The organism is Algoriphagus formosus, assembly GCF_002807035.1.
Classification (GTDB): domain Bacteria; phylum Bacteroidota; class Bacteroidia; order Cytophagales; family Cyclobacteriaceae; genus Algoriphagus; species Algoriphagus formosus.
In genome coordinates this window covers 68,735-85,338 of the sequence record NZ_NIUC01000002.1, presented here as the reverse complement: position 1 = coordinate 85,338, position 16,604 = coordinate 68,735, and the positions used below count along the sequence as shown (strand labels likewise).

Genomic DNA, 16,604 nt, shown 5'->3' with positions numbered 1-16,604 from the left:
AAGATGATTCAAGAAGAACTGCAAAAACTGGAGAAACTAGCCCGACAAGCTAGTCTGAGGATCAGTGAGTTGTCTGCTGAAAACCAATTATTAAAGGAGAAATTGGGTCAGGCGGAGAGTCAATTGAGTCAGCGTGAGCAGGAAATCGAGAATTTTAAAAATAAGATTAAAATTACTAACATTGTGGATAACCGAACGGTGAATCCGGAGGATTCGGCCGAAATGAGTGAATTAATCAATAATTATATAAAAGAGATCGATCATCTGATCGATTATTTGTCAGAATAAATGGAGACACTTGCCATACGCATCAAAATCGGAGACCGAGAATATCCCATGCGGGTGACTCAGGAGGATGAAGCCAAAATCAGGCATGCCGGTAAGTTGATAAATGAAAAACTGAGGAAGTATAAATCGGAGTTTGGACTAGATGACAATCAGGATTTGCTTGCCATGGTCGCTTTTGACTGCATGGTAGAATCACTGGAGACCAATGCGGTCAATCAAGAAGACAGTGAGCACATTCGTGCCAGTATTGCCCATATTAACTCCCTGCTATCCAAAGCCATATAATTCTTTGATTCCCACTGATTTTTCCGAGTTTGAGGATTCCCAAAAGGTCTAATAAATACCAAAATACCTATGGGAGAAGTGTTATATATTATCCTGGCCGGCCTGGTGGGTCTGGGTGCAGGAGCTGCGCTTGCAAGCGTTTTTATCAAAAATAAGCATCAGAAACTAGAGGAGGAGACCAAAGAAAAGGTCAAATCCATGCTAAGAGAGGCGGAGATTTCTGCCGAATCACTCAAGAAAGACAAGATTCTAGAAGCCAAGGAAAAGTATCTCAAGCTCAAATCTGAGTTTGATGAGGAGGTTTCGCATAAGAAAAATATTCTCAGCACCAATGAGAATAAACTCAAGCAAAGAGAACAGCATTTATCCAAAGAACTGGAGCAGGTCAAGCGAAAAGAAGCGGAACTCGATAGTAAAAAAGAAAATCTCGACGCACAGTTAAATGCTGTTCGGGTGAAAAAAGAAGAACTCGATCGAGTTACGAATCAACGAATTGCTGATTTAGAAAAAATCGCCGGACTTACCCGTGAAGAAGCTCGTGATCAATTGGTACAAATGCTGACAGATGAAGCTCAAAGTAAGGCTTCATCCAAAATCAAGGACATTCTTGATGAGGCAAAACTATCTGCCACCAAGCAAGCCAAAAAGATCGTTTTAGATACCATTCAGCGTACGGCTACTGAGCATGCAATTGAAAACTGTGTTTCTGTTTTCAACATTGAAAGTGATGATATCAAAGGAAAAATCATCGGACGTGAAGGTAGAAATATCCGAGCGCTAGAATCCGCGACAGGTGTAGAAATCATCGTGGATGATACTCCGGAAGCGATCATTATCTCTGGATTTGATCCTGTCAGAAGAGAGATTGCAAGACTCTCCCTTCACCGATTGGTGCAAGATGGACGGATTCACCCTGCTCGTATCGAGGAAGTGGTCGCCAAAACAGAGAAAAATATCGAAGAAGAAATCGTGGAAATCGGTGAGCGTACCTGTATTGATTTGGGAGTTCATGGATTGCATCCTGAGCTGATCCGAATGGTCGGTAGAATGCGATTCCGTTCATCCTATGGTCAGAACTTATTGCAACACTCACGCGAAACTGCCAAGCTTGCTGCTATCATGGCTTCTGAGATGGGATTGAATGCAAAACTTGCCAAGCGAGCAGGCCTTCTGCATGATATCGGAAAGGTATGGCATGAAGAGCAAGAGCTTCCACATGCGATCCTGGGAATGGAGCTTGCGAAGCGATACAAGGAACATCCTGAGGTTTGCAATGCGATCGGTGCCCACCACGATGAGATCGAGATGACTTCTATGATTTCGCCAATCGTACAGGCCTCTGATGCCATATCAGGTTCTAGACCTGGAGCTCGTCGGGAGATCATGGATAGCTATATCAAGCGTCTGAAAGAGTTGGAAGAAATGGCCCTAGGATTTGATGGAGTCAATAAATGCTTTGCAATGCAGGCCGGACGTGAGCTCCGCGTATTGGTTGACGCAGACCATGTAGACGATCAGACCGCGGGTAAGCTTTCATTCGATATTTCTCAAAAAATCGAAAAAGAGATGCAGTACCCTGGACAGATCAAGATCACGGTTATTCGAGAAATGCGTGCAGTAAATTATGCCCGTTAATCAATAATTTATGGTGGCTGGTAATCAGCCACCTTTTTTTATATGTGGTTAACTATTCAGCTGGTCTCAGATATTTTTGAAGGGCTTGATAGAGCTCGGAAGCAGGTTTTTCGAAAAAGGCTGGAGGAGCAAGATTTAGAAACTCTGCGAAAATTTTTTCCATACTTCAAGTCACTTCGTCCCCAGCATCAAAAGGAATTTAAGCATCGTTTGGAGCTAGTTCTCACGGAGAAACGCTTCTATCCGCGCGGGGGGTTGAAAGAAGTCACTAAGGAAATGAAGCTGTTGATCGGAGCTACGATCGTGCAGGTAGTTTTTGGGTTCAAAGAACTTCGCCTGCGCCATTTTAAAAATATTTTGATCTATCCGGATACTTATTTGTCCACCATTTCCAATCAGCAGCATGCCGGAGAAGTCAATCCGAAGCATGGAGCCATAGTCCTTTCTTGGAAAAGCTTTGCCAAAGGCTTAGCTGATGAAAAGGATGGGATTAATTTGGGAATCCATGAAGTAGCTCATGCTCTTAAATTGGAAAATTGGATTCGGTCCAATGATGAAATTAATTTTCTACATCCCAAATTATGGTCGGAGTATTTGGAGCTATCGGAAATGGAAATGGAGCAAATTCAAGAAGGAAAAGATGACTTTTTTCGAAAAAGGGGAGGGGATGATGCCCATGAATTTTTCGCGGTAGCTTTGGAGAATTTCTTCGAAAGACCGGAGGAATTCCAAAACAGAAAGCCTCTGCTTTTCACAGTTTTGGTGAAGTTGCTGCGGCAAAATCCCATCGTGTTAAAGCAATCCTAAATCTGCTTGTAGGTTTCCAAGTGCATTTTCCAAACTTTCTGACAAGCCTGAATGAAGAGCTAGGTTTTCTCCCCAAAGTTTTTCTTCAGAAAGTACTTTCTGGACAAGCTCTTTCTCAGAATTGCTTTTCCATAGCTCTTCAAAAAGTGTCAAAATTTCGGGATCATCATTCAGCGGAATTTTCTGATCACCTACCTGCCCTTTGTAAAACAATAGCGTTGCGGCAAATGACTCCATAAGTCTTTGGGGCCAATGTCCCTTTTCTTCAAAATAGTCCAAGAGGGAAGGAAGAACACGAACATTGAATTTTGAAATTTGGTTGAGGGCAATGCTTCGAAGTTCATGTAGGATAAATGGATTTGCGAAGCGCTCCAGCACATCTTCTGCGAAACGGAAAGTCTCTTCTCGGTCTAGCGAAACATGCGGGACGATCTCCTCAAAAACTAACCCACGCAGCCACTTTCCAATCTCAGGGTGTTCGACCGATTCCCGAACTGTACGAAGGCCCAGCAAATAAGCATAAGGGACTAAGGCAGTATGAGCGCCATTCAATATTCTGACCTTTCGTTCTCGATATGGTTTGATATCTGCTACAAATTGAACATTTAATCCTGCGCGATGAAGTGGGAGGGACTTTTCGACTTCCTTATCTCCCTCGATGGCCCAAAAATGGTAGGGTTCCGCCATGACCAGCAACTCATCCTTGGTAGTAAGCCTATCGCTGAGCTCATTGATTTTTTCCTTTGGAAATCCCGGCACGATTCGGTCCACCAGGGTATTGCAAAACTTACAGCTCTTTTTAATCCAATCGATAAAAGCCTCCTCCAATGACCAATCGCGGGCATACTGGAGTATGATTTCTCGGAGTTGATCACCATTATTTGTTATCAACTCACAGGGTAAAAATGTTAAACCCTTTTCGGAAGCTCCTCCAAAAAACTGAAAGCGCTCCCAAAGCAAAGCCGTCATTTTAGCCGGAAAGGTTTTCGGGATAGTTTCAGGTTGAAATGCCTCTTTCTCATAGTTGATCCCGGCCTCCGTGGTATTGGAAACAACCCATTCAAGCGAGGGATTTTGGCTGATTTGCTTTAATTCTGAGAAATCGGTCAGACAGGTATAGCCTTTTACGCAGTCAATTTCATCTAGGAGGTCGATTTTTTCTCCCTTTTCAATTCCGGCAGTCCAGACGTGGAATTTGTTAGCTTGCCGGACCATTCGCTGATCAGTTTCTGTGGAATGAATCTGAATGCTGTGAATCCCACCTTCCCAGACTCCTTTTTCATTGGCTTTTTGAATCATCCAATCCAGGAAGCCCCGAAGAAAGTTTCCATTGCCGACCTGTAAGATTCTGATTGGAAGTTCTTTTTTTGACATAGATTTAAAGGGAAACTCCTCTTTTCCAAGGGATAAAATCGTCTTGATTTAGCATCATGGCTTTGGTGAGTTTTTTGCCACTTGCGATAGCAATGATCTCTTCCAAAAGTTCTTCGCCAAGTTGCTCAATACTCTTTTCTCCGGTGATTACTCCTCCGGTATTAAAATCGATGATATCAGGCATTCGCTGCGCCAAGTGGTCATTGCTCGATACTTTGAGGACCGGACAGATGGGATTTCCGGTGGGAGTACCCAAACCAGTTGTAAATAAAATCAAATTGGCACCTGCCCCGGCAAGAGCAGTCGTGCTTTCTACATCATTTCCCGGTGTGCAGAGCAGATTTAGTCCGGGTTTCTGGACATATTCCCCATAGTCCAAAACATCCTTGACGGGAGAGCTCCCCCCTTTTTTGGCAGCCCCACAAGATTTGATAGCGTCGGTGATCAAGCCGTCTCGAATATTTCCCGGAGAGGGATTCATGTCAAATCCAGACCCTACTTTTTCGGCTGCCTGAGAATAAGCTTTCATCAAGCTGGAAAAGCGCTCGGCCGTCTGATCACTGACACATCGGTCAATGAGGTTTTGCTCTACTCCACAAAGCTCAGGAAACTCAGAAAGGATTGCCTTTCCGCCCAAAGCCACGATCAAATCAGAAACTCTCCCTAAAACAGGGTTTGCGGAGATTCCAGAAAAGCCGTCTGAGCCTCCGCATTCCAAGCCGATACTCAGTTTGGATAGCGAGGCAGGTTTTCGAGAAAGCTTGTTTGCCTCCGCCATTCCCCAGAAGGTAGCCTCGATGGCTTTGGATAGAAGGGTGGGCTCCGTTCCTTCCTGCTGCTGTTCAAAAACAAGCAATGGCTTATCAAAAGCAGGATTGAATTCGTAAAGCTTTCTTTTGAGAATAGCTGCTTGGGCATGCTGACATCCCAGACTTAGAACTGTCGCACCTGCCACATTTGGATGGTGAATATAGCCTGCCAGCAAGGCACAAAGAGCCTCCGCATCCTGACGGGTTCCTCCGCAACCTCCTTGGTGAGTGAGGAATTTGATTCCGTCTACCTGAGGAAATGTCCTACTTGAGGACGTTTGAGTAATTGAATCAGAAGCTGTCGGTTTCTTGGATTCATATTGATTGATCAGCTTTTTCACCAGGCCTTTGTAGGGATTCGGTTTGGCATAGCCCAACTCCTCCAAAAAGGCATCTTTGATCACTTCTACATTTCGATTTTCACAGAAAACTAGGGGGATGACTAGCCAAAAATTAGCAGTTCCTACCTGACCGTCTGCCCGGTGAAATCCCTCAAAAGTCCTTTCAGCGAATTTGGATACATCCGGAGCATTCCACTGATACTGAGCGCTTCTATGGGTGAATGAGGAAGCTTCATGCTTGATGTTTTCTGTAGTCAAAAGCCCTCCTTTTGGAATGCTCTTCACCACCTTGCCCACTAAGACTCCATACATTTTGACTTCATCACCGGGCTCAAAAGGGCGAATCGCAAATTTGTGTTTGGCTGGAATTTCTTCCTCAAGATGGATGATATTTCCATCATGGAGGATTTCTGCTCCTTTTTCCAAATTCTGCAGAGCCACTAGCACATTATCAGCAGGGTCTATTTGTAAGTATTGCTTTTCCATAGTAAGAATGAGAAGCAAGATAAATTTCTTTTCGGGAAAATACAGGTCAGATTCAGTCGATAGGCTGTTTTGCATTTGGCAATTCGGTGGTAAAATGGCTTGGGCTTTTGAAATAGTCAGAAAATCGTTTCCGTAATTCCTTTATCAATAGTCTGTCAAAAAGTGTATTATTGTTGAGAACCCAAAATGACTCATGCAGTACAAAAAAATAATTGCTTTATTCCTTTTTATCTGCTCATTGATGCTTTCTTGCTCAGGACCTTCCAATGTCCGAGTGATCAAGATGGGGCATGCTTTGGTGACTTCCCATCCTGTACACGAGGCGATGCTTTTTTTGTCCAAAAGAGTAGAAGAAAAATCAAATGGAAGGCTTAAAATCAAAGTTTATCCCAATCAGCAGCTTGGAACAGAAAGGGAGCTGGTAGAACTTTTGCAAATAGGCAGTTTAGGCATGACCAAGGTGTCATCGGCAGCTTTGGAGGGCTTTGCACCCATGATGCAAGTACTAGGAGTGCCTTTTCTGTTCAGAGATGATGAGCACTTGACTAAGGTGTTGAGAGGTGATATCGGTAAAAGCCTCCTTTTGGGAGCTGAAAAATATTGGTTAAGGGGGCTTTGCTTTTATGATGCGGGCAAGCGGAGTTTTTATTCCAAAGATAAGCCCATTGAAAAGCCTGAAGATCTGAAAGGGCTGAAAGTAAGAGTGATGGAGTCCAATATGGCAACCAATATGGTCAGGGCTATGGGAGGATCGCCAACTCCCGTTGCCTATGGAGAACTCTACACCGCTCTTCAGCAGGGGATAGTGGATGGTGCCGAAAATAACCCGCCCAGTCTCTATACATCAAAGCACTATGAAGTTTGTGGGTACTACAGCATGAATGAACACACCGCTTTGCCTGATGTAGTCATTGTCAGTACGAAGGTTTGGAATAGTCTCAATCAGGAAGAACAGCAATGGCTTCAAGAGGCAGCGGATGAATCTGCCCTTTACCAATACGAGCTTTGGGAAGCCTCTACTCAAAAATCTCTCGACGAACTCAAGAAAGCAGGAGTAGTCATCACCTATCCAGATAAAGAACCTTTCCGACAGGCGGTACAACCTATGTACGAGGCTTTGAAAACGAATGAGCCTGAAATCTATCAAATCATCCAAGAGATCCAAAAAATCCAATAACATGCAGGGATCCCGACTGAAAAACCGAATCGATACCATGATTGCCCATGCCTTGGTCTTGTTGATGGCTTTGATGGTAATTAATGTAAGCTGGCAGGTAGCGTCTCGTTATGTTTTCCAAAATCCCAGTTCCTTCACGGATGAACTAGCCCGGTATATGCTCATTTGGGTCGGAATGCTTGGGGCTGCTTATGTAGCGGGTAAGGATGAGCATTTGGCTATAGATATTCTGATGAACAAGATGAATGAGGAGAATCGAAGAAAGACCAAGGTTTTAATTCATTTTCTGGTTTTGATTTTTGCTTTGGCGGCCATGGTGATCGGAGGGATCAATTTGGTCTACATCACCTTCACGCTGGGTCAAACATCTGCAGCCTTGAAGATTTCCTTAGCCTATGTCTATATGATCATTCCTTTCAGCGGGCTTTTGGTAATGTACTATCAGGCTTTGGCCATTCAATATTTATTATCTAACCCCAAAGCAGACTGATATGGAGACTTTGAGTATTTTGGTTTTAGTCTTTTCCTTTTTGTTCTTTTTGGGTATCGGTGTTCCCGTAGCCTGGAGTTTGGGGCTTTCAAGTCTGCTGACGCTTTTGGTAACTGTCTCAGCGATGCCTGCAGCTACGACCATAGCACAGCGAATGGGGACAGGGTTGGATAGCTTTTCCTTGCTCGCAATCCCCTTTTTTATATTGGCTGGAGAACTCATGAATCGTGGTGGGATTGCCAATCGATTGATTGAATTTGCCAAAGCAATGACTGGGAAATTACCCGGTGGTCTGCTTCATGTGAATGTAATTGCGGCCATGCTCATGGGAGCAATCGCAGGTTCGGCCGTGGCGGCGGCTTCCTCGATGGGAGGAATCTTGGGAAAGCGAATGGAAAAAGAAGGCTACCCAAAGGAGTTGGGGGCTGCTGTCAATATTACGAGCTCGACTACAGGTTTAATCATTCCCCCGTCTAACGTACTGATTGTCTATTCGTTAGCATCAGGAGGTGTGTCGGTAGCAGCGCTATTTGTGGCGGGTTATTTACCTGGCTTATTGGTAGGCTTGATGCTGATGATTACTGGGGCTGTCATGGTCAAAATCAAAAAGCTACCAGCCGGAGAGTCTTCAAGTTTTAAGCATTTACTTTCTACTTTTTGGAAAGCTATTCCGAGTTTGTTGCTCTTGGTGGTGGTCATTGGGGGGATAGTAGCCGGTGTATTCACTGCTACAGAAGCTTCAGCCATTGCAGTGCTGTATGCTTTGGGTTTGTCGATGATTTACAGAGAATTGAAGGTTTCTGATCTGCCTAGTGTTTTGCTCAAATCAGCAGAGACAACAGCCGTGGTCATGCTCCTGATAGCCACTTCCATGGCTATGTCTTGGGTCATGTCAGCAGAGGAAATCCCACAGCAAATTGCAAACTCCCTGCTTTCGCTGAGCGATAATATTATTGTGATTTTGATCCTGATTAACCTGATTTTACTCTTTGTCGGGATATTTATGGATATGACTCCGGCGGTATTGATTTTTACCCCCATATTCCTTCCGGTGGTGACAGAGTTGGGAGTGGATCCAGTTCATTTTGGGATCATGATGGTACTCAACCTTTGCATTGGATTATGTACACCTCCGGTAGGTTCTATTCTCTTTATCGGTGTGGGGATCGCTCAGACGAGTATCGAAAAAGTGATCAAGCCCCTTCTACCTTTCTTTCTGGCGATGGTCTTGGCCTTGATTTTAATTATGCTGTTTCCACAAATTAGTCTTTGGTTGCCTTCACTTTTTGGTTTGTAAAGTAAGACTTTATCCTTACTCATTTTTTCTGTTTCCTCTTGATATAGGAGATTATAAGTTGCCCTATAAACTAGGCTCCATATTATTCCAAAGGTATTTTCGTGTCTTTTTTCTTCGTTCTTTTGGGTCAAGCCAAAAGAACCAAAAAGTCAAGACACAGCAAAGCTTCCTCCGCACAAAGCTTGACGCTGGCCCGCTCCTGCCTGCCGGCAAAGGCAGGGCTGCGTCACCCCCCGCTCGTTCAAATTTAGGGTTCGTATTAAAATTGAGTTTTGTAGTCTTAAATTTTTAAGATTATTTTATCAATGTTGAATAAGATAATTGTAGCTAGATTTTAAATTTCTCAATTAGGGGTTCAAACTATCCCTTGGTTGACAGCTCTCAAATTCACTTCAAGATGCTTTGAATAAAAGCAACTGATTGTGGGATCTGCTCCACGGAACGGCTACTTTCATCTTCTATGACCAAGTATTCGGTTCCTTGTTTTTGTGCTTCTTTGATGATTTTTGCAAGACCTACATCTCCGGTACCTAGGACAACATTCGTCTCAACATCCGCGCGGCCATCCATGCTATTGGGAGTTCCGATTTGTCGGTCCTTAAGGTGAAGCATTGGGAATTTTCCTTTATGTTTTTTCATGATTTTTAAAGGGTCGCCACCTCCCATTTTTACCCAATAAATATCCATGTTGAATGCAAAATTTTCTGCATTATCCAGCATCCAGTCTAATACTACACCTTTGCCGGCAGGCGAGAATTCATAGCCATGAGGATGGTAAAGTAGGGTGATTCCCTCTTCTTTGAAAGTTTTACCCACCTCATTGAAAAGCGCTGTTGCAACTTTTATTTCATCCAGAGAAATGGGTCCCTCTTGATGAGGAATCCAATAGCAGGTAGCGTATTTCGCACCGTGTTTTTTAGCTTCAGCAATGATTGGGGCGGGATCCCGAAGCAATTGATTGTAATCTGCGCCGACTCCAATTATTCGGAGATTATTTTCTTGGAAAACCTGATCATATTTCTCTTGAGACATCCCATACATTCCTCCTCCTTCAATTGCACGTATGCCCCAGTCGGCAATCATGTTATAGTATTTCTCAGGATCATCGGGTAATTGATTGCGGAGAGAGTAAGTCTGAATACCGATTTCCTGAGCAAATGACAAGGCCGGAACTGCAAGAAGGAGTGAGAGAAATAGGCTTTTGAGTTTCATGTTTTGGGTTTTATTTTTTGAGTAATAGTAAATTTTAGAAAAAATAATTTGATAATCCTTAAAATGCTGAATTTTCATTAATTAGCTATAAATTGTTGAGTAAAATTATGATATCCAGAAGAAAATTTATTCAAAACTCCTCGCTCTTAGGCTTGTCTATGACCATTCGACCTGATCTTTCATTATTTCAATCAAAAGATAAAATTCTTGGACATGGCGATTTTCGCTACAAGATTGATCCCAAATGGGGCAATCTTGATCCGGATAAGTTTCCGGTGGTCAATTGTCATGAGATGGTAATGGATCGAAAGGGGCGAATGATCCTTTTGACAGACGAGCCCAAGAATAATGTCATTATTTATGATCAATCCGGTAAGCTTTTGGAAACTTGGACTCTAGGTCTACAGGCTGCGCATGGCTTGACACTTGTCGATGAAGGAGATGCTGAATATCTGTGGATTTCTGATAATGGAGGAAGGGTGATTAAGACTACGCTGAAAGGAACGGTAGTTTCGGAACTGGTCGACCCAAGAAAGGAAGGGATTTATGAAAGTGAAATGCGCTGGACTCCAACTGAAACGGCCGTAGCGCCCAACGGGGATTTGTATGTAGCTGATGGATATGGATCGCAGTACTTTCTTCATTATGATTCGGATGGAAATTTTATCAGAAAGTTTGGAGGTCCTGGATCCGAAGATCACCAATTTAGTACTGCTCATGGAATTGCTGTAGACCAGCGAAATTGTAAAAGCCCTACTTTGATCTGTACTTCTAGAGGTCATAATTCATTTAAGCGGTTCAGCCTTAATGGAGAATATATGGAGACCATTTTTTTACCGGGCGCTTTTGTCTGTAGACCGGTAATTCATGGCGAAAATCTATATGCTGGAGTTTGTTGGTCTAGGCTCAGATACTTGGAGCAAACGCCTGACTCTGGCTTTGTAACTATTTTGAATAAGGATAATAAGGTGATTTCGAATCCAGGAGGATCAGAGCCTGAATATCGGGATGGTGAACTTCAATTAATGAAGCAAGCGGAGCCTGTATTTAAGCATTGCCACGATGTATGTATTGATCAGGATGAAAATATATACGTCTGCCAATGGAATGCAGGAAAAACCTATCCAATCAAATTGACTAGGGTGTAGGTAGTGTCTATTTAAGCTTTGTTAACCTGATTGGTTAGCTCATTTCAAAAATTAAATCTTTCAAATATGAAATCGGTCAGTGTTCAGTGGTTTGAAATACCCGTTCAGGATATGGATAGGGCGATTAATTTTTATCAGGAGGTTTTTGAGTGTGAATTATCCAAGCAGGTGCTTGATGATTTTCAAATGGCTTGGTTTCCATTCGATCCTGATCAGGGTGGAGCATCAGGAAGTCTAGTTTATCACCAAGAGTTTTATGAAATAAGTCCAAAAACTGGAGTTTTGGTTTATTTTGGTGTGGATGATTGTGCGGTGGAGCTTTCCAGAGTGGAGGCTGCTGGAGGAAAGGTGGAGATTCCAAAAAGGATGATTGCTCCTGATATTGGCTATATGGGAGTAATCATTGATTCCGAAGGAAACCGGGTTGCATTTCATTCCAATCGATAAAATAATAAAACAATAACTATGAATAATATTTCAATAGTTTGAAAATCTATTTTTCTTGTTAGTTTTATTTTCTGAAAAAAAATAAGTAGGTGCGATTTGGTTTTTTCGATTCGGAGGGGTTACAAGGCGATTTAGTTAAGCTTCAGGATAAATCTGCAGAAATATTTGCGTTGTTGGCAGGTGTTTTAATGATTGTTTTAGGTTTCAGTGATTTTTTTGTTGGCCTTTCAAGTTTCATTGTCATTATTAAGCTCTCGTTTGCTATTCCTTTTTTGACAGGATATTGGGCTATGCGAAGATGGGGTTGGCATCAGCAGATTATTCAGGTGATGCTTTTCTTAGGGCTGCTAATTGCCGCCATAAACTACCCAAATAATGAAGGATTTCGTGGGCCTACTTTATATACTATTTTTATTTTTTCTGCCGTCACGGCAATTTTGATCCGAGGTTGGCAGCGGTTTTTTTGGCTGGGATTCACCTTTCTTCTATACAGTCTACTTTTTTATGGGGAGGTAAGTGGATGGTATGTGGTTGATTCACAATATTCAAGCCTTGAAAATTTATTTTGGGACCATTGGATCACTATTCTTTGGTGTGGATTATTTGTTTTTCTCGGTATCTACGTGCTATTAAAAAATTACAGCATTCAAAATGAGGCGCTTTTGAAGGTTCAGAAGGAAAAAGATGAAGCTCTTAAGAAACTCGAGGACTTGAATCTTAAGAAAAATCAACTTTTGGCTTTACTTTCCCACGACCTGAAAAGTCCTGTTGCAGTACTGCAGTCTACACTAGAAATGGTGGATCAAGGACTTTTTGATCAGGACGAAGTCAATTTGATTTTGGGAGATTTGAAAAACCAATCGGTGCATCTCAATCGAATTTTAAATAACACGCTGAGCTGGGTAATGGCCGAAATGGATGGTACAAAGGCTCAGAAAAGTCCCATAAATGTCCATGAACTCACAGAAGAGATCGTCGATGCAATGAGAGTGCCTGCTCATCGTAAGGGGCAGCAGATAGTACTTCAAAAACTAGGGGAGGATATGGTCTGTGATTTAGAGGTGAATGAAGTCAAGATTATTTTGAAAAACCTGTTGGATAATGCAGTTAAATTTACTCCGACAGGTGAAAATATTGAGGTCAAAGCCCAAGTAAGCAAGGAAAAGATTGAATGGAGAATTTTTAATCCTGGGCATCCTATTCCCGAAAATCTTCATGGAGATATTTTTGAATTTAAGGTAAAAAGTTCTCTTGGTACGCGCTCAGAAAAAGGTACTGGTCTTGGTTTGCCTCTATGTAAGAAAATAGCCGATCAACTTGAGCTGAGCCTGGGTTTTGAAGTGGATAGTGATGCTGGAAATATATTCTTTCTGGAGAAGGACTTGTCCTCATAAATCATCAATCATTTCCTATATTTTTTGAAAGCTGAATAATGTGGAAAACAGCTGAAACTTTGTGTGTAAGTTGTTTATAATTCATGTCTTTTTGGGGGATAAATTGTTAAGAAATATTATTCTGAATATTTGTCATTTGGTAAAATAATAGCCAACTTTATTTCATCAAGAAAGTAAAATATTAGGATTAAGTCCTAAATATCAGTTTGAAATTTGGATCTTGTTAGGGTGCTTCCTTGGAAGTAAACTTGCAAGTTCGCGGTAGTGATCAAAGACCACAGCCCAGTGCCTGGCACAGAGGCTTGACTCCATTCACCTATTGGCCCTCAGGGGTCACAATGAAGAGCAATCTAAAGTTGTTTAGGGGAGTCTAGGTTAGTCGGATTAGTCTGACTTTAATGATTCACAAAGCTTCGCGAAAGTGAGGCGATCTGCGAGGTTGACAGCAATGTCAATTGGCTGCATCAAGGACTGACAAAGCCCATCGGTTTTTTTCGGAAAATCGAAATGGCTAGGTTAAAAGACCGCAAGGTTTGTCTGAAGAAGTAGCTGTCCATTGGATGACTGAGATAGAAGCTCTAAGCAATTAGACTTCATCTAATACTTATCTTGACGCAGTCAAGTACTACGGTAATTGGCTGTGAAGCGGAGAGTGACTTCAAAGGTTGCTTTCCGCTTTTTTTTATTCTTTCTGTCTAAACCCGTTTGTCAGGATTTTTTTACCTTTTGCGGTTTATTGATAGTATAATGTTTTGATTTTTGGTTAATTATCGATCCTTATCAATCCGCTGAAAATGGCAAATCTGAATACAAAAGCAAAGTCCGAAACAACCTATGATGCAATCGTAATTGGCTCTGGTGCCAGCGGTGGCTGGGCAGCGAAGGAACTTTGCGAAAATGGATTAAAGACCTTAGTTCTAGAAAGAGGACGGATGGTCCGGCATATTGAAGATTACCCTACAGCATCTAAGGCACCATGGGAATTTGAATTTAGAGGGACAGTGCCCATAGAAAAAAGATCCGGGATAGGTGCAGCACGTTGGGGAAGAGAGGAGACGATGCATTGGGCTCTGACGGAAGATGAACAACCAATCATTGAAGAGAAGCCTTTTCGTTGGTTTAGGGGGTATCATGTAGGCGGGAAATCTTTGCTTTGGGCTAGAGGGACTCAGCGCTGGTCTGACTATGATCTAGAAGGTCCTGCAAGGGATGGTTATGCGGTTGATTGGCCGATTCGATACAAAGATCTGGAGCCTTGGTACAATCATGTGGAGCGTTTCGTAGGTTTTAGTGGTTCGAAGGATGGTCTTCCGGAGCTTCCTGATCAGATTGTTCAGCCAGGTTTTGAATTAAGTTGTATCGAAAAATATTACAGCGAGCAGCTGAAAAGCATTTATGGTGATCGGCATTTGATCCAAGGAAGATGTGCACACCTGACCGACCCACAGGAAATACACAAGCAGCAAGGAAGAAACAAGTGCCAGCATCAGAATATGTGTAATCGAGGCTGCATTTATGGGGGCTATTTTTCAGCAAATGCATCCACTTTGCCTTGGGCAGAAAAGACTGGAAATTTGACTATTCGTCCAGACTCAGTCGTCGAATCCATTATTTATGATGAAGAAAAAGGTCGGGCTACTGGAGTGCGGATTATAGATCGCCACACCAAAGAGGCCACGGAGTTTTATGCCAAAATTATTTTTGTCAATGCCTCTACTATAAATTCCAATGCCATTCTGCTAAACTCCAAGTCTAGCCGTTTCCCGAATGGATTAGGGAATGATAATGGATTGATGGGCAAGTTTATGGCTTGTCATAATTATAGGGGTAAAGGAAATGCCTCTTTCGAAGGATTTTTTGATCAGGCTACTGAGGGAAGACATCCAGGGCATGCCTATGTACCTAGGTTTCGCAATGTCTTCAGGCAAGACACTGATTTCCTCCGTGGCTATGCAATAGGAATGGCAGGTGGAAGAAGGGTAGATGCCGATACTTCAGGCATAGGTCATCAGTTGAGAGATAATCTTCTCAACAGGCAATATGGTGTTTGGACTATGGCTGCCTGGATGCAGGGAGAAGTCATTCCGATCGAGTCTAATCATATGAGACTGAGCGAAGCTGAAACCGATAAGTATGGAATTCCAAAAATCATTATGTCAGTCGAGTGGACCGAGAATGATGATAAAATGACGCAGGATTTTCTTGAGCAGCAATCCGAAATGTACGAGCGTATGGGTTTCAAAAATATCAATGTGACCGATACCAAAGCTCCTCCTGGATCTGATATTCACGAAATGGGTGGAGTAAGAATGGGGAGGGATCCCAAAACTTCCCTTCTAAATGAATTCAATCAGCTTCATGCCTGTCCCAATGTATTTGTGACAGATGGGGCTTGTATGACTAGTACCAGTACACAAAACCCTACGCTCATGTTCATGACCCTGACGGCGAGAGCAGCGAATTACGCCGTGGAGGAGCTCAAAAAGCAAAATTTGTAAGTTGATGACTTCTCAATAATCCTTAATCCCTATACAAATGAAGAATCTTATTTTAGCCTTTTTTCTCTTTTTTGGAAGTTTGACTCTTCCAAAAGAATCCCTTGCTCAGAAAAAAGGAGACCCTATGTTTCAGGTACCTCTAGGGATAGCAGCCTATACTTTTCGTAACCAATGGGAAAATGGGGTTTCGGAGACAATGGATATTATTCAGGAGATGGGTTTCAAAGAATATGAGGGAGGTGTTCCCAATGGAGTTAGCCCCGATGAATTTAAAGCAATGTTGAACTCACGAGGGATTTCCATGCCCTCTACAGGCACTGGTTTTGAGCAGTTGGAGTCGGATCCTCAAGCGGTGGCTGACCGAGCCAAAGCCTTAGGTGTGAAATATGTAATGTGCGCTTGGATTCCTCATCAGCGAGGACAATTTTCCAAAGAGGATGCAGATCGGGCTATTGAAGCTTTCAATAAGGGAGGGAAGGTATTGAATGAAAATGGATTGATCTTCAAGTATCATGTTCATGGCTATGAATTTCAGCCCTATGAAGGTGAAACGCTCTTCGACTATCTGGTGAAAAATACAAATCCTGAATACGTAGCGCTTCAAATGGATGTGATGTGGACGCATTTTGGTGGGGCGGACCCAGCTTCCTTGTTAGAAAAATATGGTAATCGTTGGGTGTCCTTACACTTGAAAGACTTCCGAAAGGGTGCTCCCAAAGATATGACTGGTTTGACCGGTCCTGAAAATGATGTTCCTTTGGGCGAGGGAGAGTTAGATTTTCCAAGCATTCTTCGGGAGGCAAACAAAATCGGAATCAAGCACATGTTTATCGAGGATGAAAGCGATCAGGAACTTGAAGCACTACCCAAAAGCATTGCTTATCTCAAAAGCTTGAGGTATTAGAATCCAAAAACA

15 protein-coding genes are annotated in these 16,604 nt (G+C 42.6%); 12 read left to right on the top strand and 3 right to left on the bottom strand.

Annotated elements, in window-relative coordinates; all coding sequences use genetic code 11:
* The first annotated feature begins 3 nt into the window (after window positions 1-3).
* The 4 genes from CDH51_RS06390 (at window position 4) to CDH51_RS06375 (ending at window position 3,015) form a co-directional block, all read left to right on the top strand.
* Entirely contained in the window at window positions 4-288 is a 285-nt protein-coding gene (locus CDH51_RS06390) for a hypothetical protein (protein WP_100627900.1), read from the top strand.
* Complete coding sequence (locus CDH51_RS06385) at window positions 289-573, top strand: cell division protein ZapA (RefSeq protein ID WP_024281517.1); 285 nt, start codon at window positions 289-291, stop codon at window positions 571-573.
* Between the two features lie 69 nt (window positions 574-642).
* On the top strand, window positions 643-2,208 hold the full coding sequence (gene rny / locus CDH51_RS06380; RefSeq protein WP_024281518.1) for a ribonuclease Y: 1,566 nt from the start codon (window positions 643-645) through the stop codon (window positions 2,206-2,208).
* Window positions 2,209-2,250: 42 nt separating this feature from the next.
* The gene (locus CDH51_RS06375; RefSeq protein WP_100627899.1) at window positions 2,251-3,015 is read left to right on the top strand and encodes a zinc-dependent peptidase; all 765 of its coding nucleotides are present in this window, start codon (window positions 2,251-2,253) and stop codon (window positions 3,013-3,015) included.
* Here the strand turns inward: CDH51_RS06375 and CDH51_RS06370 are convergent.
* Together CDH51_RS06370 and CDH51_RS06365 are read right to left on the bottom strand one after the other, a co-directional pair.
* The gene (locus CDH51_RS06370) at window positions 3,001-4,389 is read right to left on the bottom strand and encodes a tagaturonate reductase (protein WP_100627898.1); all 1,389 of its coding nucleotides are present in this window, start codon (window positions 4,387-4,389) and stop codon (window positions 3,001-3,003) included. The two genes, CDH51_RS06375 and CDH51_RS06370, sit on opposite strands and share 15 nt — an antisense overlap.
* Before the next feature lie 4 nt (window positions 4,390-4,393).
* Window positions 4,394-6,025, bottom strand: coding sequence for a UxaA family hydrolase (locus tag CDH51_RS06365; RefSeq protein WP_100629355.1), 1,632 nt, complete (start codon window positions 6,023-6,025; stop codon window positions 4,394-4,396).
* Between the two features lie 193 nt (window positions 6,026-6,218).
* On the opposite strand from CDH51_RS06365, the gene CDH51_RS06360 reads away from it, so the two are divergent.
* The 3 genes from CDH51_RS06360 to CDH51_RS06350 are packed head-to-tail and all read left to right on the top strand — an operon-like array spanning window position 6,219 to window position 8,989.
* Entirely contained in the window at window positions 6,219-7,202 is a 984-nt protein-coding gene (locus tag CDH51_RS06360; RefSeq protein ID WP_100627897.1) for a TRAP transporter substrate-binding protein, read from the top strand.
* Between the two features lies 1 nt (window position 7,203).
* Complete coding sequence (locus CDH51_RS06355) at window positions 7,204-7,692, top strand: TRAP transporter small permease (RefSeq protein WP_100629354.1); 489 nt, start codon at window positions 7,204-7,206, stop codon at window positions 7,690-7,692.
* A gap of 1 nt (window position 7,693) precedes the next feature.
* Window positions 7,694-8,989 carry a TRAP transporter large permease gene (locus CDH51_RS06350; RefSeq protein ID WP_100627896.1) on the top strand — a complete coding sequence of 432 codons (1,296 nt, stop codon included), beginning with the start codon at window positions 7,694-7,696 and terminating at the stop codon, window positions 8,987-8,989.
* A 387-nt stretch (window positions 8,990-9,376) separates the two neighbouring features.
* Here the strand turns inward: CDH51_RS06350 and CDH51_RS06345 are convergent, their stop codons facing one another.
* Window positions 9,377-10,201: a sugar phosphate isomerase/epimerase family protein gene (locus CDH51_RS06345; protein ID WP_100629353.1), complete on the bottom strand. Its 825-nt coding sequence runs from the start codon at window positions 10,199-10,201 to the stop codon at window positions 9,377-9,379.
* Between the two features lie 107 nt (window positions 10,202-10,308).
* On the opposite strand from CDH51_RS06345, the gene CDH51_RS06340 reads away from it, so the two are divergent.
* The 5 genes from CDH51_RS06340 to CDH51_RS06320 all read left to right on the top strand — a co-directional run bounded on the left by CDH51_RS06340 (window position 10,309) and on the right by CDH51_RS06320 (window position 16,592).
* Complete coding sequence (locus tag CDH51_RS06340) at window positions 10,309-11,349, top strand: NHL repeat-containing protein (protein ID WP_100627895.1); 1,041 nt, start codon at window positions 10,309-10,311, stop codon at window positions 11,347-11,349.
* Between the two features lie 66 nt (window positions 11,350-11,415).
* Window positions 11,416-11,796 (top strand): VOC family protein, encoded by a 381-nt coding sequence (locus tag CDH51_RS06335; protein ID WP_100627894.1) that lies wholly within the window; start codon window positions 11,416-11,418, stop codon window positions 11,794-11,796.
* A 290-nt stretch (window positions 11,797-12,086) separates the two neighbouring features.
* On the top strand, window positions 12,087-13,190 hold the full coding sequence (locus tag CDH51_RS06330) for a sensor histidine kinase (RefSeq protein ID WP_198514279.1): 1,104 nt from the start codon (window positions 12,087-12,089) through the stop codon (window positions 13,188-13,190).
* A 794-nt stretch (window positions 13,191-13,984) separates the two neighbouring features.
* Window positions 13,985-15,688: a GMC oxidoreductase gene (locus CDH51_RS06325; protein ID WP_100627892.1), complete on the top strand. Its 1,704-nt coding sequence runs from the start codon at window positions 13,985-13,987 to the stop codon at window positions 15,686-15,688.
* Between the two features lie 37 nt (window positions 15,689-15,725).
* Window positions 15,726-16,592, top strand: a complete 867-nt coding sequence (locus CDH51_RS06320; protein ID WP_100627891.1) for a sugar phosphate isomerase/epimerase family protein — start codon at window positions 15,726-15,728, stop codon at window positions 16,590-16,592.
* Window positions 16,593-16,604 lie beyond the last annotated feature (12 nt).